Source organism: Actinomadura kijaniata NBRC 14229 (assembly GCF_001552175.1).
GTDB lineage: Bacteria > Actinomycetota > Actinomycetes > Streptosporangiales > Streptosporangiaceae > Spirillospora > Spirillospora kijaniata.
This window is the reverse complement of record NZ_BCQR01000045.1, coordinates 50,960-70,107: the sequence shown is the minus strand read 5'-3', so window position 1 is coordinate 70,107 and position 19,148 is coordinate 50,960. Positions and strand designations below refer to the sequence as shown.

Genomic DNA, 19,148 nt, shown 5'->3' with positions numbered 1-19,148 from the left:
GGGGCCAGCAGCGCCGCCCCGGCGCCCTGCGCGGCCCGCGCCGCGACCAGCAGCGCCGCGTTCGGGGCCAGGCCCGCCGCCAGCGACGCCACCGCGAGCAGCGTCATCCCGGCGGCGAACGTGCGCCGCCGCCCCAGCACGTCCGCCAGCCGCCCGCCGACCAGCAGCAGCGCGCCGAACGCCAGCACGTAGGCGTTGACCACCCAGGACAGCGCGGCGGGCGGCAGGTCCAGGCCGGCCGCGACCGACGGCAGCGCCACGTTCACGATCGAGGTGCTGAGCACCACCAGGAACTGCGCGGTGGCCAGCGCCGCCAGCACGGGGCCGCCGCGCGGGGGCCGGGGGACGGACATCGGGAGAACCTCCTATGAGTGGTTGACCACTCACTGTTGGGGCGAAAAAGGGGCGGCGTCGCAGGCGACGCCGCGTCGGGGCGGACCGGTGGGGGTCAGTAGTGGCGGATGCCCGCCAGCAGGGTCCGGGTCCAGGGCGCGTCGACCTCGACCGCGCCGATCGAGACGGTCGCGTTGCACAGGAAGCCGGTGGCGAAGAAGTGCTGGATCGGCGCGTCGTCCGCGCCCGACGCGGCCCGCACGTACTCCACCAGCCGCGCGTACATCCGCTGCACGGCCTCGCGGATCACCGGCTCGCCGCTGGCCGCGCAGGTCGCGTGCATCAGCACCATCAGCACCTCGCGGTCGGCGATGAGCCGCGCGTACGCCTCGCCCATCGCGTCCAGGACCGCCGCGGGCTCGGCGCTGGCGGCCTTGGCGACGCCCTCGGCCAGGCACTCGCGGATCACCGCGCCGACGTGCTCGACGACCGCGACGAACAGCGCCTCCTTGTCGGGGAACAGGCGGTACACGTACGCCTGGGAGATCCCCGCGCTCTTGGCGACCTCGGTGGTGGTCGTCCCGTAGTAGCCGCGGGCCGCGAACGCGCTGATCGCGGTGCGCAGCACCGTGGCGCGCCGCTCCTCGGCGGTGGAGAGCTGTCTCGTGCGAACGTCCGTCATGTGAGTAATAAACCACTCACACTCGGATCCGTCAAGTCCCGGTGCCCGGCGGCCCGGGAGGGTCAGCCCCACCGGTCCGTGCTGATCTTCACGTCCCCCTCGGGGCGGAACCGGATCGCCGACCACCGCGCGTCCACCGACACCTGCCGGACCGGCCGCAGCCCGTGCGGGACGAACGCGGGCCACAGGTTGTCGCGGGTGATGTCGGAGGCCCCGCCCTTCGGATAGGACACCCACAGCAGCCCGCCCGGCTCCACGGCCGCGATGGCGTCCCCCAGGTGGGCGTCCAGCTCCCGGTGGTCGGCGGCGAACAGGTGCACCGCTCCGGCTGGCGGCACGGAACACAGCTCCGCCCCGTCCGGCAGCCCGCCCACCAGCGCGGTGTAGTCGTCGGGCGCGTTGATCGCCAGGATCGTGCAGCCGGGCTTGTAGCCGAGTTTCTCCGCGACGGTCTTGTTGCTCATGCGGGGGTTCCTACCCCTGTCCGGCCTGGTTGGGAACCAGAACGGGCGGATCGCCGCACGGGCCGGGAGGAACCGCCCGAACGCCCTGGTCCGCCCCCCGGTCCGCCGCCGGTCTGTCGTCTCCTGCCAGACATTCGGCGCAGGATCGTCGATCTCGCCTATTGATCATGCGACCGGACATCTCTACGTTCGCGGCATCACCTGAGTCAGGGGAGACATGCGAATCACGAAGAGATTCCTGGTGCCCGCGGCGGCGTTGCTGCTGGCGGGCCTGGCGGCCGGTCCGGCCGCCGCGGCGCCGAAGCCGCAGATACCCGACCCCACCCCCAACCCCTGGCAGATGCGGCACTGGCCGCAGACCCAGCCGTGGCAGCAGGGCCAGAAGGTCCGCAGTCTCGCCGCGCCCGGGAAGCCGAGGCCGGTGGACCCGCAGAACTACGAGCTGCCCGACACCATGACCTGGGACGACTACAAGCCGATCCCGGGCACCAGGTGGGCCGATCCGTCGGTGAAGGGATCGGTCCGCAACTTCAAGGGCGCGGTCATCCTGGTCGACTACCCGAACCAGCCGTTCGTGGTGACCCAGAAGAAGAACTCCACCGTGTTCGGCAACCCCTCCCTCGTCGGCGACGTGCCGAGGGAGAAGGTCGCGCAGTTCTACCAGGACTTCCTGAACAAGCCCCAGGCCCTCAACCACGGCCACACCCTCCACGAGTACTGGATGGAGGACTCGGGCGGGCGGTACGGCGTGGACCTGAAGGCGTTCGGGGCCTACCGGATGTCCGCCAAGGACCACGAGTACGGCATCGACTCCTTCCAGGGCGGCACCGGCTGCCCGCAGGGCGACACCTGCGGCCGCGACATCCGCAAGGACGCCCGCGCCGCGTGGATCGCCGAGGTGGGCGAGGAGACCGCCAAGCAGTTCGACTTCGTGTTCATCCTGACGGCCGGCCAGGACGAGAGCTCCACCTGGCAGGAGTTCGGGATGATGAAGTGGAAGACCAAGGAGGAGGTCCCCGACGAGTGGGGCCCCGAGAACGACGCCAACCTCCCGAACTGGGTGAAGACCCGGTACGTGGACTGGACGTCCTGGCAGGCGGGCTCCAGCCACTGGCCCAACGCCGTCCCCGGCAGCTCCACCCAGGCCGAGAGCTCCGGCATGGCGGTGTTCGCCCACGAGTTCAGCCACATCCTCGGCATCGGGGACAACTACAACAACCCGTTCGGCAACCCGCCGCGCCGCGCCTACTCCGGCCCGTGGGAGATGCTGAGCCGGGGCACCTTCAACGGCCCCGGCGGCCCGCACAGCCGGTGGATGATCCCGGCGACCGGCGGCGCGTCCATGGGCGCCCAGCACATGCTGCGCAACAAGCTCAAGCTCGGCATCGTCGACCCGAACCACGTCCTCCAGCTCAACAGCGAGGTGCTGGCCTCGTCCGGCGTGGTCGTGGCGAAGGTGACGGCGCGTGCCGCCGACCCCGGCAAGAAGGGGCTGGCGGGCATCAACCTGAAGCTGACCGGCGGGGACAGGAGCCCGAAGTGCGACTGGCGGCAGGACCCGCTCTGTGACGGCGGCGGCTACGACAACTACACCGTCGAGGTCGTGGACCGGATGGGCTTCGACTCGTTCACCCCGGACTCGGGCGTCCTGTTCGCCAAGACCAAGGACAAGGACGAGGCGCCGTTCATCTGGGTGAAGGACGCCAACCCGCAGGACATCGACAAGCCGGACTTCGTGTACCCCGACGGCACCGTCTCCAAGATGACGATCGGGGACTACCGCCAGCTCTCGGACGCGCTGTACCACGCGGGCGCGGACTCCGGCAGCCAGTACGAGTACGTCGACAAGGACAACCGCCTGCACTTCTACGTCCTGAACCTCAAGCGCGACCGCAAGGGCATCCTGTCGTACACGGTCGCGGTCCGTTCGCTGGACGGCTCCGGCCCGTACCGGCGGGGCGTGAAGGTGGGCTCCGGCGCCCAGCGCGCCGCGTCGCAGGGTTGGTCGAAGTGCGTGCTGACCCTGCGCAACACCGGCAAGGGCGGCACCGGCTACAACGCCTCCGACGTCTACCGCCTCAAGGCCACGGTCGCTGGCTCGGGCTGGAAGACCTGGCTCCCGCACGAGATCGCCACGGCGAAGGCCGGCGGTGAGACCCGCGTGGAGGTCTGGGCCAAGCGCTCGGCCGGGGCGGATCGCACCGGCAAGGTGACGCTGCGCGCCACCTCCGAGAGCGACCCGACCAGGACCGACACCGGCACCTGCCGCGTCCGCTGACGCACCGGGCCGACCGGGCCGGGTCCCCGCGTGGGGGCCCGGCCCTTCCCGTGTGCGGGAACGCGCCGTCCGGTGGGCCTCCCGCGCGATGGCTCAGGCGGGGACGCGTTCCGGTGCCGGCTCCGGGGACGCGGCGTCGCGCCGGTCCAGCAGCCGTCCCAGGGCCACCGTTCCCAGGGCGGCCGTTGCCATCGCCGCGCCCACCCAGGCGGTGGAGCGGTAGCCGAGGCCCGCGCCGATCACCAGGCCGCCCAGCCAGGGGGCCAGGGTGTTGCCGACGTTGAACGCCGAGGTCGCCGCCGCGCCCGCCAGCGTCCGCGCCTCGCCGACGTTCGCGTACAGGCGGACGGTGGTCGCCGGGTTCGTGGCCAGGCCGAACGCGCCCATGAGGAACACCAGCGGCACCACCGCCCACGCGTGCCCGGCCAGCAGCGCCACGCCCGCCGAGGTCACGATCACCCCGGTCATGCCGACCGTGAGCGTCGTGAACGGGCGCGCGTCCGCGACGCGGCCGCCCACACCGATCCCGATGACCGAGCCGACGCCGAACAGCGCCAGCACGGCGGGCGTCCAGCCCTCCGGCAGCCCGGTGGTGTCGGTCAGCAGCGCGCCCAGGTAGGAGAACGTCGCCATCATCGAGCTGAACGACAGCGCCTGCGTCCCGTAGACCACCCACAGGCCCGGACGCGCCATGCCGCGCAGCTCCGCCCGCAGCCCCGGCGCCCCGGACGCGGGCCGCCCGCCCGGCAGCGTCGCCGCCACGCCCACGGCCGCCACCACCGACAGCGCCGCCACCGTCCAGAACGCCGCCCGCCAGCCCAGGGCCTGGCCGAGGAACGTCCCGGCGGGCACCCCGGCGACCGTCGCGACGGTGATCCCGCCGATCACGATCGACATCGCCCGGCCGCGCGCGTTCGCCGGGACCAGGTCCGCCGCCGTGACCGTCGCGACGCCGAAGAACCCGGCGCACGCCGCCGCGCCCACCAGCCGCGACGCGAACAGCACCCCGTACCCGGGCGTCACCGCGCCCACCACGTGCGCCACGACGAACACGCCGAGGAACACCAGCAGCGACGTGCGGCGCGGCCACCGCAGCGTCGCCAGCGCCAGCACCGGCGCGCCCACCAGCATCCCGAACGCGTACGCCGAGATCAGCAGCCCCGCGTCGGGCACCGAGACCCCGAGGTCGGCGGCCATGTCGGGGAGCAGTCCGGCGAGCATGAACTCCGAGGTGCCCTGCGCGAAGATCGCGAAGCCCAGCACGTAGATCGCCAACGGCATCGGTCAGACCCCCTCGGCCACGAGTGCCCGCACGGGGGCGGGACGGCGTTCCAGGCCCGCCGCGACCAGCACCGTCGCGAGCGCCAGCACGCCGAGCCCGGCCCCGATCCACGCCACCGACGGGTAGCCCAGGCCCGCGTCGATCGCGAGCCCGCCCAGCCAGGGGGCGACGGTGATGCCGACGTTGAACGAGGAGAAGTTGGTGGCGGCGGCCAGCGTGGGCGCGTTCCCGGCCAGGGTGAACACGCGGGTGTTGAGCGCGGGGTTGATGGCGAACCCGAACCCGCCCAGCAGGATCACCAGCGGCACCACCGCGAGGGCGGTCCCGGCGGTCAGCGCGATCGCCGCCGACAGCACCACCAGCGCCCCGGCCCCGGTGAGCAGCGTCGCGAACGGCCGCCGGTCCGCCGTCCGCCCGCCGACCGTGATCCCGGCGAACGTCCCCAGCCCGTACCCGGCGAGCACCACCGGCACCCACCGCTCGGCGATCCCGGTCGTCTCGGTCAGCAGCGCGCCCAGGTAGGAGAAGGTGACGATCTGCGCGCCGGTGGTCAGCGCCGTCGCGCCGTAGGCGAGCCACAGCCGTCCCTTGGCCATGGCGCGCAGCTCGTCGCGCAGGTTCGGCAGCGTCCGCGAACGGCCGCCCGGCACGGTCGCGAGCACACCGGCCATCGCCAGCAGCGACATCGCCGCGACGGCCCAGAACGCGGCCCGCCAGCCGAAGTGCTGCCCGAGGAACGTCCCGGCGGGCAGCCCCACCACGGTCGCGACGGTGAGCCCGCCCGCCACCACGCTCATCGCCCGCCCGCGCCGGTCCTCCGGCACCAGCCCGAGCGCGGTCGTGGTGGCCACGGCCCAGAACCCCGCGTACACGAACGCCCCCACGATCCGCGTCCCGAACAGCACCGCGTAGCTGCTGGTCGACGCCGCCACGACATGCGTCACCACGAACACCGCGAGGAACGCCAGCAGCGCGTTCCGCCGGGGCCACCGCAGCGTCGCGACCGCCAGCGCCGGAGCCCCCACCAGCATCCCGAGCGCGAACGCCGAGATCAGCAGCCCGACATCGGGCACCGAGACCCCGAGGTCGGTGGCCATCTGGGGGAGCAGCCCGGCGAGCATCAGCTCCGAGGTCCCCTGCGCGAAGATCGACAACCCCAGCACGTACACCGCCAGCGGCATGGTCGACACCTCCCAGTTTTGAATCGATCAGTACAAAACAAGTCCGTGAAAAAGGCGACGCGCGCGGTGCGCGCCGCCGCCGCGCCGTCGCGGCGCGTCCGCCTACAGCGCGTTCATCGCCGAGTCCGCGATGCCCTCCAGCGCGTCCTTGCCGCCCCCGGCCCGCGCGACCGTCCGCATCCCCGACACCGTCGAGATGACGAAGTGCGCCAGCGCCGTCGGGTCCCTGTCCGGGCCGATCTCCCCGGCGCGCTGCGCGGCCGCGAAGGTGTCCCGCAGGGCGATCAGCCGCCGCTCATAGTCCCGGCGGAGCTCCCCGGCGATCGCGGGGTCGCGGGGCGCGAGCTCGATCATGGTGTTGACGACCAGGCAGCCGAGCCCGTCCTCGGTCTCCTCCGCGATGATCCCGTCGAACATGCCCCGGACCATCTCCCGGACCGGGACCCCGCTCTCCAGCCTCTCGAAGAGCTGGGCGTTCTTGACGGAGATGTAGTGCCGCAGCGCCTTCTCGAACAGGTCGTGCTTGCTCCTGAAGGTGTTGTAGATGCTGCTGCGCCCGAGCCCGGTCGCCCGGCACAGGTCCTCGGTGGAGGTGGCCTCGTACCCGGCGGCCCAGAAGGCCCGCATCGCGGCCTCCACGGCCCGCTCCTCGTCGAACTTCCGCGGCCTCGCCATGATCCTGACGGTAGCATGTTTTGGACTGGTCGTTGCAATACGGTGCTCAGCCGTCCGCCCGGAGCCGGACGACCCGCTGCTCCCCATCCCGCGCCAGAACGGCCCGATCATTTCCTACGGGCGGTGTCGCCTGCCACAACTCGGCCTCGGCCCCTCCGCTACCGGCCATGAACACCGCCGGTGCCCCGATCCGGTGCAACCGCTCCATGCCGTACCCCAGGATGGTCCCGGACGGCGACGCCTCCCGCGCGACGACCAGGTGCAGCCGCGACCAGATCTCCCGCCCGATCATGGGGTCCAGCACGTCCAGCACGTCGGGCAGAAGCTGCTGGTCGGCGACGAACAGGTAGAAGTCGGGCCCGGACTGGTCGGGGATCTCCGGGGTGACGTGCTCGCTGTCAGGGGTGGAGGGCATCCGGTCGTGCGCCCGCTGCCCGACGCTCATCACCAGATCCCTGATCTCCTGCGGGGTGTGCGCGTAGGTGACGCCGTCGCGCTCCGACAGCCGCCGCTCCGGGTCCAGGACGCCGACGAAGACCTCATCGGCGCCGGATGCCGCGACGACATCGGCGATGAACGCGTCCAGCAGGCGAGCGGTGCGGGCGCCGTGCGGGGCGACGACGACCAGGTGCGGATCGGTGTCGAAGTCCACGAGGACCGGCTCGCCGTTGCTCTCCCCGCTCCCGACCCGCAGGCGCGGCGCGGGATCCGGCTCCGGTGGGGCGAGGGGGGTCGCCCGCCGCCCGCCCCGGTCGAGCCGCTCGGCGAACTCGGCGGGACGCGGCCAGCGCGCGATCTGGAAGAGGGCGCTCTCCCCGGTGATGTCGTGAAGGACGGCCTCCCGCTCTCCCGCGCCGATCCGCCAGGAGAGGGGCGCCTCCAGGGGACCGTACGAATGCGGAGCCGACAGCAGCAGGAAAACGCCGAGCCGACCGCTCGTGTCGACCGTCCGGTCGAGCAAAGCGCGGATCTCAAGGGGGGAGATGGAGGCGTCGGGAAGATGGACCGCGACGACCAGGTAGGGACCGGCCTCACCGGTGGCCGCCCGCAGCTCTCCCCAGGAACCGTGCCCCGAGTCGCGCAGCAGCGCATCCCTCCGGTCGAGCTCGGCCCGGACCGCTTCCGAGAACCGTTCCCACGCGCCGTCGCTCCAGTCGGGCTCGGCCAGGGCGACGTGCGGAGCGGGGGACGCCTGGTCGCTCAACCGCGCCGGAATCCCGAGCTGGGCGAACACGACCTCCGAGGGGGAGAAGGCGACGGCCGTCCCCAGCAGGATCTTCCGCATCAGGTGACGGCGGGCCCTGGCCGGTCCGTTGACCTGTCCGTAGATCCGCTGGCCGCGATAGGGGGTGATCGGAACGCCGACCGCGTCCCCGGCGCGGTCGACGCCGAGCAGGGCGAGCGCGGGCTCTTCCATGGCGCTGTCCCGGAGGTTCAGCTCCAGCATGTCGGGGACGTCGGCCTGCGCGTTCTCATCCTCGGGGTTGAGCAGCCGGGGACGCCTGACGTGCTCGTTCATGCGCGCGGCGAGGTCGTCCAGTTCGTCGTCGGACGGCTGCGCCGGCTTCCGGTAGCGGAACGCGCCCGAGCCGTCGGGCCGCAGCAGGTACGCGCTCCGCTCACCTTCGGGAAAGTCCGCGCGTCCCCGCCGCAGCGCTCGCTGGTTCACCTCGGCGGGCAGCGGGCTCGCGACGATCCGCCAGCGCAGCAGCCGGAGGAGCCGGTCCCACTCGGGGCGCCTGCTCACCGTTGCCACGCCGACGACCAGGCACACGCCCAGGTTCGCGCCGCGCTGGGCGACCCGCAGCAGCGTGTCGACCAGGTCGTGGCGTTCGCTCGGCAGATCCGCCGACAGATCGACCACGACGAGCAGCAGGGGAGCCGAACGTCCACCGCGCTGTTCGCGGTACTCGGTCCACGACCTGGCTCCGGCCTCCCGCAGCAGTTGCGCCCGCTCCTCCAACTCGGCCGTGATCCGACCGAGGAAATCCGGTAGCAGCACACCGGAGAAGTCGAGCAGCCCTTGGACCGACTCCTCGACATGGGGGAACCGCACATGCCGGCCCAACGGGTGCTCCCCCAGACCGCCCGCGAAGACGATCTGGTCGTCGGGGGAGCGGTTGAGGGCGAGCGCGAGCACGAGGGACGCCACGGTTTCCTGGCGCTCGGCGTCGGTCCCGACGACGAGCCCGTGGGCCCGCTCGGCGAACGGGTCCAACGCCACCGTTCGCCCCTCGGGGTCCACACCGATGACCGGGCTCCCCGAGGCGACCCAGTTGTCGAGGAAGTCGTCGTCGGCGGTGTGCCCGTTCAACGCCGTCAGCGTCGGCACGGGGGCTCGGGGCGGCCAGACCGGGGCGTCGTGGGCGGCGAGCCGCCGCACCAGGGTCTCGGTCTCCAGAGGGTCGTCGCGCAGGGCGTCGAAGTCGAGCGGCGGCATGTCGGCCGCGCGCAGCAGCCCCCGGCCGGAGGGGCCGGGCCGGTCGATCCGCCACCGCACCCGGCCGATGATCTCGATGGGGAGCCGGTCGGCCGAACCGACCCCCATGACGACGGCGACCCGGGCGCGTCCAACGCCCTTCGTCGTGGGGCCGTCCAGCAGCTCGGACAACGGAGGCCACTCGGGCGGCCACATCGTGCTCTCATCGATCACGACCAGCAGGCGTTCCGGCGTCTCCAGGTGCATCCGGGCGAACAGGGACCGCAGCGACGCCGCGTCGTGCGACCGGGGATCGATCCTGATGACGCGGTCGAGGGTCGTCAGCGGAGAGAACGGCTCCTGGTGGACCCCGACCAGGACGACCCCGAACCGACCTGGTGGATGCATGAGCAACTGCCCGAGCAGGATGGCCCGCAGCGTCGCGAGCCGGGCGTCGTCGGCCCCGACCACCAGCCCGTGCCGCAGCGGATCCGGCCCGATGAGGTTCCCGTCCCGTCCGACGGGGGTGACGCGCGGGGGAGCGCCCCGCAGCCTCGCCAACTCCGCCGAGAACGTGACCTCGTCCGCGAGACCGAGCATCGCTCCCAACGTCGGCGCCCTCTCCGGTCCACGGAGGCCGCGCCGGTTCATCTCCGCGATGAGCGGGGCGCAGTCGCTGGACGACACGTGAGCCCGCTGGAAGTGCGTGACCGCTCCGCCCGGGAGGCGCAGTTCGTCGTGGTACGGGACGTTGGCGTCCACCTTGATCGCCCAGGTCATCGCCGCCGCGAACTCGGGCGGTGGCTCCTCCTCGCTGGACAGGATCAGGTGAACGCCGTCCTCCGCGCCGGTCCGCGCGATCTGGAGCAGGAGTTCGCGCAGGTCCGGGTCGGCGGTGAGCACGGTGGCGTCGTCCAGCACGATCACCAGGTGCGGTGGTGCGTCGCGGGAGGGGAGCGCACGCTGGTCCAGTTCGAACGCGAGAACCGAGCGCAGCCGCTCCGTGCGCGACGAGTCGGCGGACAGACCGTAGGCCGCCTCGGTGATGTGCGGCAGCTTCTCCAGACCGATGAAGGCGCGTTCGGACGTGTCGGCGAAGACGAAGTTGACCCCGCGCGGCGAGTGGGCGAGCGCGAGACCGAACAGGATCGTGCGCAACATGTGCCGCCGCGCCGCCTGCGGCCCGCCCTGGATCGTCCCGCTGCCGGGGAAACCGGCCAACCTCACCTCCGCGCCGAACTCACCTCTGCCGAGGAGCGGCTGTGAGAGCGATTCCGGCTCATCGTCCGACCAGGAGAGTGGCGGGGACCCCGCCATGGTCAGGAGATCGGGGAAGCCGATCGTTCGGGCGGGCGCGGGCCAGGGGAGTTGCGGGACCCGGTCCCCGAGCCGGTTCATCTCCTCGACGAGCGGGAGGGCGGCGTCCAACGAGATCTCCGCGCGCCGGAAACGTCCGAAACTACGGAATCCTCGCAGTGTGTCGTGGCCGTCGTCGCCCGTCTCGATCCGCCAGGCGAGTTCCCCGGCGACGGCGGGTGCGGCCTGTTCCGGGGACTCCTCCGAGCAGAGCACGAGGTGCATTCCGCGGGACGGCCCCTCGGCGGCGATCCGGCTCAGGGCCGCCTCCAGTAGGGGGCGCTCTCGAAGCAGCGGACCGACGCCGTCGATCACGATGATCAACGTGTCGTGCGGTGCCGTGGCCGCTGACCGGTGCTCCAACTCGTCGACGAGGGCGGTGGCGAGTTGATCCATGAGCGGCGAGTCGGGGCCGTCCGCATGGACCGCCAACGCGACGTGCGGCAGGCTGCCCAGCCCGATGAACGCACCGCCGACGGAGCAGTCGGCGAACACGAACCTCAGCGGGCCGGGCCGGTGGGTGAGCGCGAGCCCCAGCACGAAGGTGCGCAGCATCAGCAGGCGTCCGTCGCGCGAACCGCCGTGGATCGCTCCGCCGTGGGGGCGCGGCCTGCCGAGGTCGAGGGGGAGCCGGACCGGCGACCCGTCTTCCGCCGTTCCCAGCGGAACCGCCAGCTCCCCGCCGCCATCCCGCTCCCACGACGCCGGGAACGGCGGGTCCAGCAGGTCGAGCAGGCGCGGCGGCACGACGGCCGGGGGCTGCCGCGTGGAATCCGGTTCCATCACGGCGGGGGTGGCGTGCGCCTTCATCTGTGCGGTGAGCGCTGTCAGTTCCGATACGGAGGACTGTCCCGCCACCCTGATCGGGAGGAGAGGGCCGTCGCCCATGGCCAGGCAGGCGTGGCCGTTTCCGAGGACACCGGGAAGGTCCCGCTCGCCGAACAGACGTTCCGCGGTGGGGCGTGGGATCGGGCTCGCGGCGATTCTCCAGTGGAGCCGCTCGGTTATCCGCCCCCATGGTCCACGCCGGTCGATCGCGCCGGTGGAGAGGAGCAGGTGGACACCAAGCCGTGGGCCCTCCTCGACCGCGCGGGCGAGCACGAAGGGCAGCCTGGCCTTCTCCGGTGCCGACGCGAGCGGAATGTCCAGCACGACGAGCAGCGCCGCCGTGCTCACGCTCTCCGAACTCTGGAGGTCGTGCCACCGCCGAGCCTTGCCAGCCAGCAGTGACGCCCGCCGGTCGAGCTCCGCCTCCAGCCAGGAGGCGAGAGGGTCCAGTGCCCCTAGGCGGACGGCGATCAGGGAGCCGGAACGGATGTAATGGGGAGGAAGGCCGACCGGGGCGCCAAGCGGCTGGAAGCCTAGACCGCCGAGCGTGATACCGACCAGGGAGGGAGAGTAGGACGCGGCCAGTGCCAACACGATCGAGCGCACCAGGGCGCTCCGGTCCTCCGGCTCTCCGAACACCACGCCGTGTGAACCGACGCCCCCTGAGACGAAGGGGTCGAAGACGAGTGGCCGTCCCTCGTGGTCCAGCCCGATCACCGGGCGGCGGGGGCGCCGTTCCCAGGCGGCGGGGAACGCGTCCGGCTCGGTGACCTCGTTCAACTCCAGCAGGTCCGGTACGTCGTCGACGGGGCGGGGTGGGGTGCGGCGGTCCAGAAATGTTTGGGCCTCGGGGCTCAGGAACGCGAACTTCCGGCCGTCGGCCGGGAGGAGGCGGTCGCCGTCCTCCGCTCTCAGCAACGCCGGGAACGTCTCGGTCGCCGTGCCCGCGCGGCGCGTGATCTCGGCGGAGATCGCGTTCAGGACGTTGCGGGTGTGCAGGGCCTCGGGGCGGGGGAGCGCGGCCAGCAGCGCCTCGCGGGCCCCGTCCACGAACTCGTAGTGGTCGTCCACCGGCCGCAGCAGGCCGCTGAGCAGCACCTCCGCAAGCTGGCTCGGACCCGAGCGGCCCAGGACGCGGTGTTGGATCAGGCGGAGCACCGGCAGCGACGGGACCGCGACCGCCGCGTGGGCCGCCAGTTCCGCCGCGCCCGGAGACGCGGCGGCCAGGAAGCGGCGGACGCGTTCCTCCACGGGGAGGCGGTGCTCGCGGTGGACCGGGGCCGCCGGGGGCGCGGCCGGGAACGCCGCGCAGGCGACCGGCCGGGGCTCCGAGCCCGCCACCAGGTACGCCCAGTCCGACAGCCAGCGCGGCGCGATCTCCAGCACCGGCACGGGCAGGTCCGGTGGCTCGTCGCCGTCGAACGGCGCGAACCGCAGGTCCGCGTTGGGCAGGCCCGGTCGCGGCAGATGCGCCAGGCCGGGGGTCGTGGGGGCGGCCGAGCGCCGCCACAGGCGTTCGGGGAGGGGGTTCAGGATCGCGGTCGGGCCCGTCGCGGCCCAGCGGCGGACCGCGGCCGGGGCCCGGCCGTCCCACCAGTGCGGGCCGGAGCAGTCCGACAGCACCAGCACCGCCTGGCGGCCGGTCGGGTCCAGCAGGGTCGCCGGGGCGCGCGGGGAACCGTCGGGCGTCGTGGAGACGTGGCCGGACCCGCGCAGGTACGTGACGCGGATGTCGTGGAACGCGCCCTGCCGCAGCAGCACCTCGGTCAGTTCGCGGGCCAGCGGGCGCCACAGCCTCATGGTCGGGCCCGTGTCCACGACCAGGACCAGGCTCAGCCAGCGTTCCAGCGCCGGGGCCAGCACCGGCAGCCACCGGCGGGCGTGGGCGATGCGGGTTTCGGCGATGTGCGCCGCCGTCGCCTCCTCGTCCAGCTCGCGCAGGCGGCGGGAGGGGACGCGGCGTTTCAGCGGCCGCAGCGCGCGCTGGACTCCGAGCGGGTCGGTCAGCATCGGCGCGGTCGGCACCAGGATCTCCCGGGCCGCGCCGCCCTCCCGTGCCGGCGACGGGGCGGGCGGGTGCAGGGCCCGGGGCCGCTCCGGCTCGCGCGGCTCGGGAACGGGGTCCCGGCGCGGCTCCGGACGGGTGTCCTCCGGTGGCCCGGGGGCCGGGGGAGCGGGGGCGGGCCCCGGTTCCGGGACGGGCTCCGGGGCCGGGGCGAGATGGTGGGCGAGCCAGAGCATCTCGCTCAGCTCGACCGCGTCCGGCGGCGGGCCGAGCGAGCCCAGCGCGTCGCGGAGGCGGTCAATCGTCATCGGCGGTGCCGGTCAGGTACGGCATCAGCCGGTCGGCCAGGTCGTGGCGGTCGGCGGCGTCGGCGTGGCGGCACAGGTAGACGGCGTTGAGGAGCTGGTCGGTCGCCAGGGTGCCGTTCGCCGCGCGCGCCAGGAACCGCCGCACCAGGTCCTCGCTCCGGTCGGCCAGGTCGCCCAGGTGCTCGCGGACGATCGCGGCCAGCTCGCGTTCGTCGGACGGCTGGCGCAGCTCCAGCGTGACGCAGCGGCGCAGGAACGCGGGCGGGAACTCGCGTTCGCCGTTGCTGGTCATCACCACCAGGGGGAACGCCGCGCAGCGCACCCGCCCGCCGGTCACGGTGACGCGCGCGCCGCCGGTGTCGGCGGTCAGCACGTCGGCGGTCGGCTCGGCGAGCCGGGCCAGCTCCGGGATCTCGTACTCGCCCTTCTCGAAGATGGTGAGCAGGTCGTTGGGCAGGTCGATGTCGCTCTTGTCGATCTCGTCGACGAGCAGGACGCGGGGCCGGTCGTGCGGGAGCAGCGCGGTGCCGAGCGCGCCGAGGCGGATGTAACGGCCGATGTCGTCGGTGCCGGTCTCCCTGCTCGCCGCGTACAGGCGGGTCAGCGGGTCGTACTGGTAGAGGCCGTCGCGCAGCGTGGCGCGGCTGGTGATCGGCCAGTGCAGGACGGGACCGAGGCGCAGTTCGTGGGCGACCGCGTAGGCGAGGGTGGACTTGCCGGTGCCGGGCGGGCCGGTCACCAGCAGCGGCCGCCGCAGGTAGAGGGCGGCGTTGACCTGCCGGACGGCGTCGTCGGACGGCCGGTAGGCGGTCGCCTGGTGCCGGTTGCCGGAGTCGCCGTCGGGGACGGGCAGCGGCGGCCCCCCGTCGAACGCCCGCCACGGCGGGGGCGGCGGCAGCCGGTCGACGCCGTCGTGCGGTTCCCGGGCGTTCCCGGTGTAGATCAGCCAGTCGGACACCGGCTCACACCTCCATGGCGAGCGGGGGGTCGGGCAGCCGGGACGGGTCGTCCCACAGCAGGGTCAGCGCGTCGCCGCAGTGCGGCCCGCAGCCCAGCGCCTTGTGGCGCAGGGCCTCGCGGCGCAGTTCGTGGACCGCGCCGGGCAGGCCGCCGGGGTCGACGCCCGCGACGCGCCCGACCAGCGTGCGGCGCGTCCGGTGCCCGGCGCAGTCCGCGTGGTCGGCGTCGGTGCACCTGCCGCGCGGCCACAGCATCACCGGAACGGCCAGGTCGAGCGCGGCTTTCAGGTGCGCGCGGCCCGGCGACGACCCGTACACCAGCAGGCCCAGGTGGTCATGGGCCTCCAGCAGGTCGCGGAAGGCGCCCGGCGCGGGCGGGCGGCAGTCCACCTGGTAGGGGTTGCCGGGGTCGCGCAGCCGCTTCCAGCGGCGCCGCGCCTGGTCGCGCAGGAACGGCTCGGGCCGCAGCCGCGTCACGTCCCGCACGACCACCGGGTAGCCGCGCATCCGCAGCCGCCGGCCCCGGTTGAGGTACCAGTCCTCGAACGGCTTGCCCAGCCAGTTCGCCGGGACCGCGAACTCGATCATCCAGTCGAGGTCGGGCCGGTCGTCGACGACGGGGCCGATGGCCTCGACGCTCCGCTCGACCGCCTGCCGCACGTCCTTCTCGGCGGAGACCCGCACGGTGTCCCCGGAGGGGCCGGGCGCGCCGTCGATCCAGGTCTGCACGGTGACGTCGTGGCCGTGGGTCATGCGCTCCAGCCGCACGATGATCGAGGCGGGCTCGGCGCGGCCGGTGCGCTCCGGCGCGGGCAGGTGCCGTCGCCGCCATCCGGCCAGCCGTGGGACGTCCGGGGACAACGCCGCCAGGTAACGCGCGAGGCGTTCCTCGTCGAACCCCTCGGCGATGTACCGGGCGGCGTCCCACGCCGACCGCAGCGGCCGGGTCGGCGGCAGGTCCAGCACGCGCGCGGCGGCGGCCGGGTCGGCGGGCAGCCCGGCCAGGGCCCGGCGCAGCTCGCGGCGGGCCGTCGCGTCCAGCCATGTCAGCGGCAGGTGGTCGTCGAGCTCCTCCCAGTACCGGCGCAGCGTCCCGATCGGCAGCATGCGGCCGACGGCGCCGCGCCTGCGCTCGTCGTCGGGATCGTCGGGGTCGGCGTCGGTGAGCATCCCGACGACCCGGCCGCTGTAGGGGTCGTAGACCGCGCCGCCGCTGTAACCGGCCTCGAGCCGGTCGCCGTACTGGGCACGGACCTGCCACCACTCCCGGTGCTGCACCATGTCGGAGGCGGTCCGCACGGTCGCGTACCGGATCTGCCGGTCGGAGCCGGGGAACCCGTAGACGCGCAGGTCGCTGTGCCAGGTTCGCGGGTCGAGCAGCGCGTCGGGCGCGGCCATCTCCGCCGGGTCCGGCCCCACCTCGTGGGGGAGCTCCAGGACCGCCACGTCGCCGGGGTCGTTCTGCCGCGTCCAGTCGCCGCACCGGCGGACCCGGGCCGTCAGCGGCGGCAGATCGGCGAGGCCGACCCGGGCCTCCGCACATCCCTGCACGACATGAGCGCAGGTCAGCAGCTTGCTCGGGGTGACCAGGAACGCGGCCCCCCGGCTGGGACCGGCCTCGACCCAGGCGTGCCATTCCCCTCCGCCCATGCGCGGTCAGGCCCCGTTCCCGGCCTCATTCCCGGTGGCCCCGGCGCCGCTGCCGGTCTCGACCTCGACCTGCTGGACGGGCGCGCCCCAGGTGAGCTTCACCTTCATCTGCCCCTCCATGGAGGTCTTGGCGATGACGGCCCCGGCGGCGGCGTTGAACTTCACGCCGAACTCCAGCTCGATCTGGTCGGGCCGGTCCATCCCCTCGCGCAGCCCCAGCAACGCGGTCTGGGCGGCGGCGCGCACGCCCCGCATGGCGTCCTCGAGCCTGCCCTTGGCCTCGAACAGGACGTCGTCGATCCGGGAGACCCCCACGAACCCCGGCTCGTTCGCCGACAACTCGACGACGACCGGCCCCTGGTCGGTCTCCCAGCGCACCAGCTTGCCCACGCGGCCCCCTCCCGTTCCGCAGCAATCTAACAAGATCGCCAACAACGCGGGTGACAACGGTCGCGCTGGCCGTTGACGGTCAGTCGCGGACGGAGCGGGGCAATACCCTCGGGCGAGGGCGCGCGAGATCCGCACGCCCTCCCCGTGCTCGGAGACCGGGATGGACGACGCCTACCGCGAACTGGACGGCCACGACGCCTACGAACTGCTCGGCGTTCCCGACGACGCCGACGAACGGGCGATCCGCCGGGCGTTCGCCCTCCGGGTCCGCGCCGTCCACCCCGACGCCAGCCCGGAACCGGCGGCCCACACCGAGGCGGGCCGCCGCCTCCACCTGCTGAAGACCGCCCGCGACGTCCTGCTGCGGGACCGCGAGGCCTACGACCGGCAGCGCGCCGTCCGCCCCGCCGCCGGCGCGGCCGCCCCCAAGCCCTCGGGGACGTTCCGGCCCAGCAAGGGCGGGGGAGTGCTGCTGGTCGTGCTCGTCGGGTACCTGTTCGCGCTGGCCGCCTGCGTGTCGGCGGTCACCGCCTACGCGTGGAAGCAGGAGCCTTCGATCCCCCGGGGCCTGGTCGGGACGTGGGAGGGCAGGCTGGAAGACGCGGGCGCCGCGACCGGCGGCCGGGTCCGCTTCACGTTCAAGGCCGGTGAGGGGCACGGCACCGCCGTCTACCTGGACGCCGGCTGCACCAGCACCCTGACCCCGCGCGACGGGGACGACTCCTACGTGGAGTTCCGCGAGGTCGTCAACGCGCCCGCCCGCGGCTGCCGGGGCGACACCGTCGGGATCACCATCGGGGCCGAGTCCCTGGGGGTGATGTTCGGCCCCGAAGACCCCAGGGCGCGCGCGACCCTGGGCCGCGCAGTCCCGTGACCGCGCCGTCCCGTGACCGCGCGCGGAACGCCGGGTCAGGAGCCCGCGCGGTCGGCGTTCGCCAGGATCGCGTCGCGGAGCCAGGCCGACAGGCCCGCGGCCGCGCGGTCGATCGTCTCGGTGAAGCGCTCGTCGGTCACGTACAGCTCCGCCAGACCCCGGTGGATCTCGTAGGTGCAGTCGTAGAACCAGGTCGAGATGTGCCGGCGGTGCTCCTCGGCCAGGTCCATCGCGGCCGGGTCGCCCGGCGCGACGCCCGACCGCATGGCCTCGACCATCCGCCCGGTCAGCCCGGCGGCCTCGTCCTTGAAGCGCACCCAGTCCCGCTTGGTGTAGGAGGAGACGCGGCGCTGCGACTCGGCCCAGCCGTCGCCGCCGCCCCAGCGCCGTTCGGCCTCCTCGGCGTGGCGGGACGGGTCGTCGTCGCCGAAGACCTCGAATCTCTCCTCCGGCGTGAGGGTGATGCCCATGAGGTGTGCCTCCATGGTGTGTTCCAGTGTGGTGACCATCCGCTGGAGCCGTGCGATCCGTTCGGTCAGCAGCGCGTGCTGGTGCCGGAACAGCGTCAGGGTGTCGCCACCCCGGGCGTCGAGGATGGTCCTGATCTCGTCGAGGCCGAAGCCGAGCTCCCGGTAGCCGAGGATCTGCTGCAACCGCTCCAGGTCGGCGTCGTCGTACCGGCGGTAGCCGGTGCCGGTGCGCCCGCTGGGCGCCAGCAGCCCGATCTCGTCGTAGTGGTGCAGGGTCCGAACGGTGACACCGGTCATCCGCGCCACCGTTCCCACCGAGTAGCCCTTCGTCATCGTCCTCACGACTGGAACGTATTTCCTCACGTCACGTGAGGGTCAACCCGCTTTCCCGGACCGGAGGCGCCGCGCTCAGGGGCGGTGCTTCAGGCGGCCCTCGGTGGCCAGGGCGTCGGCGCGTTCGTTGCCGGGGTCCCCGGCGTGGCCCTTCACCCAGAACCACTCGACGCGGTGCCGCCGCGTCGCCTCGTCCAGGCGCCGCCACAGGTCGTCGTTCTTGACGGGCTTGCGGTCGGCGGTCCGCCAGCCGTTGCGCTTCCAGGAGCGCATCCACTGGGTGATGCCCTGCCGCACGTAGGTGGAGTCGGTGTGGACCTGGACGAACGAGGGCCGCGTCAGGTGCTCCAGCGCCTGGATGGCGGCCATGAGCTCCATCCGGTTGTTGGTGGTGTCGGATTCCCCGCCGCACAGTTCCCTGACGTGCTCCCCGTACCGCAGCACGACGCCCCAGCCTCCGGGCCCCGGATTGGGGCTGCACCCGCCGTCGGTGTGCACGACGACCGGCGTGACCGACGCCGGGACCGACGCCGCCGGTGGCTCGTCGACCTCGAACAACCCGTTCATTGACTCTCCCGCCTCGCCCGACACCGACACCCCAGTGTGCCGAACGCCGGGACCGTGACGGACGAGGGTCTCCCCACCGGCGCGCCCCTCCCCG

General features: G+C 73.3%; 14 protein-coding genes. 2 read left to right on the top strand and 12 right to left on the bottom strand.

All coding sequences use genetic code 11. The features are described 5' to 3' along the window. From AKI01S_RS16355 to AKI01S_RS16345, 3 genes are all read right to left on the bottom strand, one after another. Positions 1–353 (bottom strand): MFS transporter (locus AKI01S_RS16355; RefSeq protein ID WP_157419873.1); only part of this gene is annotated, 353 nt, incomplete at its 3' end. 95 nt (positions 354–448) lie between these two features. Then, positions 449–1,015: a TetR/AcrR family transcriptional regulator gene (locus AKI01S_RS16350; RefSeq protein ID WP_067817631.1), complete on the bottom strand. Its 567-nt coding sequence runs from the start codon at positions 1,013–1,015 to the stop codon at positions 449–451. Between the two features lie 62 nt (positions 1,016–1,077). Beyond that, on the bottom strand, positions 1,078–1,479 hold the full coding sequence (locus tag AKI01S_RS16345; RefSeq protein ID WP_067817628.1) for a hypothetical protein: 402 nt from the start codon (positions 1,477–1,479) through the stop codon (positions 1,078–1,080). 217 nt (positions 1,480–1,696) lie between these two features. Between AKI01S_RS16345 and AKI01S_RS16340 the strand changes: the two genes are divergently transcribed. After that, complete coding sequence (locus tag AKI01S_RS16340) at positions 1,697–3,757, top strand: M6 family metalloprotease domain-containing protein (protein ID WP_067817625.1); 2,061 nt, start codon at positions 1,697–1,699, stop codon at positions 3,755–3,757. A gap of 93 nt (positions 3,758–3,850) precedes the next feature. Here the strand turns inward: AKI01S_RS16340 and AKI01S_RS16335 are convergent, their stop codons facing one another. The 7 genes from AKI01S_RS16335 to AKI01S_RS16305 all read right to left on the bottom strand — a co-directional run bounded on the left by AKI01S_RS16335 (position 3,851) and on the right by AKI01S_RS16305 (position 16,810). Beyond that, complete coding sequence (locus AKI01S_RS16335) at positions 3,851–5,038, bottom strand: Cmx/CmrA family chloramphenicol efflux MFS transporter (protein WP_067817622.1); 1,188 nt, start codon at positions 5,036–5,038, stop codon at positions 3,851–3,853. 3 nt (positions 5,039–5,041) lie between these two features. Next, positions 5,042–6,220, bottom strand: coding sequence for a Cmx/CmrA family chloramphenicol efflux MFS transporter (locus tag AKI01S_RS16330; RefSeq protein WP_067817648.1), 1,179 nt, complete (start codon positions 6,218–6,220; stop codon positions 5,042–5,044). A 102-nt stretch (positions 6,221–6,322) separates the two neighbouring features. Further along, on the bottom strand, positions 6,323–6,895 hold the full coding sequence (locus tag AKI01S_RS16325) for a TetR/AcrR family transcriptional regulator (protein WP_067817619.1): 573 nt from the start codon (positions 6,893–6,895) through the stop codon (positions 6,323–6,325). 46 nt (positions 6,896–6,941) lie between these two features. Further along, positions 6,942–13,811, bottom strand: a complete 6,870-nt coding sequence (locus AKI01S_RS16320) for an SAV_2336 N-terminal domain-related protein (RefSeq protein WP_067817617.1) — start codon at positions 13,809–13,811, stop codon at positions 6,942–6,944. Beyond that, entirely contained in the window at positions 13,801–14,769 is a 969-nt protein-coding gene (locus AKI01S_RS16315) for an AAA family ATPase (RefSeq protein WP_067817614.1), read from the bottom strand. The genes AKI01S_RS16320 and AKI01S_RS16315 overlap by 11 nt, the downstream gene beginning before the upstream one ends. A 4-nt stretch (positions 14,770–14,773) precedes the next feature. After that, complete coding sequence (locus tag AKI01S_RS16310; RefSeq protein ID WP_067817610.1) at positions 14,774–16,420, bottom strand: VMAP-C domain-containing protein; 1,647 nt, start codon at positions 16,418–16,420, stop codon at positions 14,774–14,776. 6 nt (positions 16,421–16,426) lie between these two features. Next, positions 16,427–16,810, bottom strand: coding sequence for a CU044_2847 family protein (locus AKI01S_RS16305; protein WP_067817607.1), 384 nt, complete (start codon positions 16,808–16,810; stop codon positions 16,427–16,429). 160 nt (positions 16,811–16,970) lie between these two features. Here AKI01S_RS16305 and AKI01S_RS16300 point away from each other — a divergent pair, with 160 nt between their 5' ends. Continuing rightward, entirely contained in the window at positions 16,971–17,684 is a 714-nt protein-coding gene (locus tag AKI01S_RS16300; RefSeq protein WP_067817605.1) for a J domain-containing protein, read from the top strand. Between the two features lie 35 nt (positions 17,685–17,719). On the opposite strand, the gene AKI01S_RS16295 is transcribed toward AKI01S_RS16300, so the two are convergent. Together AKI01S_RS16295 and rnhA are read right to left on the bottom strand one after the other, a co-directional pair. Beyond that, the gene (locus AKI01S_RS16295) at positions 17,720–18,487 is read right to left on the bottom strand and encodes a MerR family transcriptional regulator (protein WP_067817602.1); all 768 of its coding nucleotides are present in this window, start codon (positions 18,485–18,487) and stop codon (positions 17,720–17,722) included. A 75-nt stretch (positions 18,488–18,562) separates the two neighbouring features. Beyond that, the gene (gene rnhA, locus AKI01S_RS16290) at positions 18,563–19,054 is read right to left on the bottom strand and encodes a ribonuclease HI (protein WP_067817599.1); all 492 of its coding nucleotides are present in this window, start codon (positions 19,052–19,054) and stop codon (positions 18,563–18,565) included. Positions 19,055–19,148 lie beyond the last annotated feature (94 nt).

Coding starts and splice junctions, on each gene's coding strand:
- AKI01S_RS16350 (WP_067817631.1), bottom strand. CDS start 1,015: ATGACGGACGTTCGCACGAGACAGCTCTCCACCGCCGAGGAGCGGCGC.
- AKI01S_RS16345 (WP_067817628.1), bottom strand. CDS start 1,479: ATGAGCAACAAGACCGTCGCGGAGAAACTCGGCTACAAGCCCGGCTGC.
- AKI01S_RS16340 (WP_067817625.1), top strand. CDS start 1,697: ATGCGAATCACGAAGAGATTCCTGGTGCCCGCGGCGGCGTTGCTGCTG.
- AKI01S_RS16335 (WP_067817622.1), bottom strand. CDS start 5,038: ATGCCGTTGGCGATCTACGTGCTGGGCTTCGCGATCTTCGCGCAGGGC.
- AKI01S_RS16330 (WP_067817648.1), bottom strand. CDS start 6,220: ATGCCGCTGGCGGTGTACGTGCTGGGGTTGTCGATCTTCGCGCAGGGG.
- AKI01S_RS16325 (WP_067817619.1), bottom strand. CDS start 6,895: ATGGCGAGGCCGCGGAAGTTCGACGAGGAGCGGGCCGTGGAGGCCGCG.
- AKI01S_RS16320 (WP_067817617.1), bottom strand. CDS start 13,811: ATGACGATTGACCGCCTCCGCGACGCGCTGGGCTCGCTCGGCCCGCCG.
- AKI01S_RS16310 (WP_067817610.1), bottom strand. CDS start 16,420: ATGGGCGGAGGGGAATGGCACGCCTGGGTCGAGGCCGGTCCCAGCCGG.
- AKI01S_RS16300 (WP_067817605.1), top strand. CDS start 16,971: ATGGACGACGCCTACCGCGAACTGGACGGCCACGACGCCTACGAACTG.
- AKI01S_RS16295 (WP_067817602.1), bottom strand. CDS start 18,487: ATGACGAAGGGCTACTCGGTGGGAACGGTGGCGCGGATGACCGGTGTC.
- rnhA (WP_067817599.1), bottom strand. CDS start 19,054: ATGAACGGGTTGTTCGAGGTCGACGAGCCACCGGCGGCGTCGGTCCCG.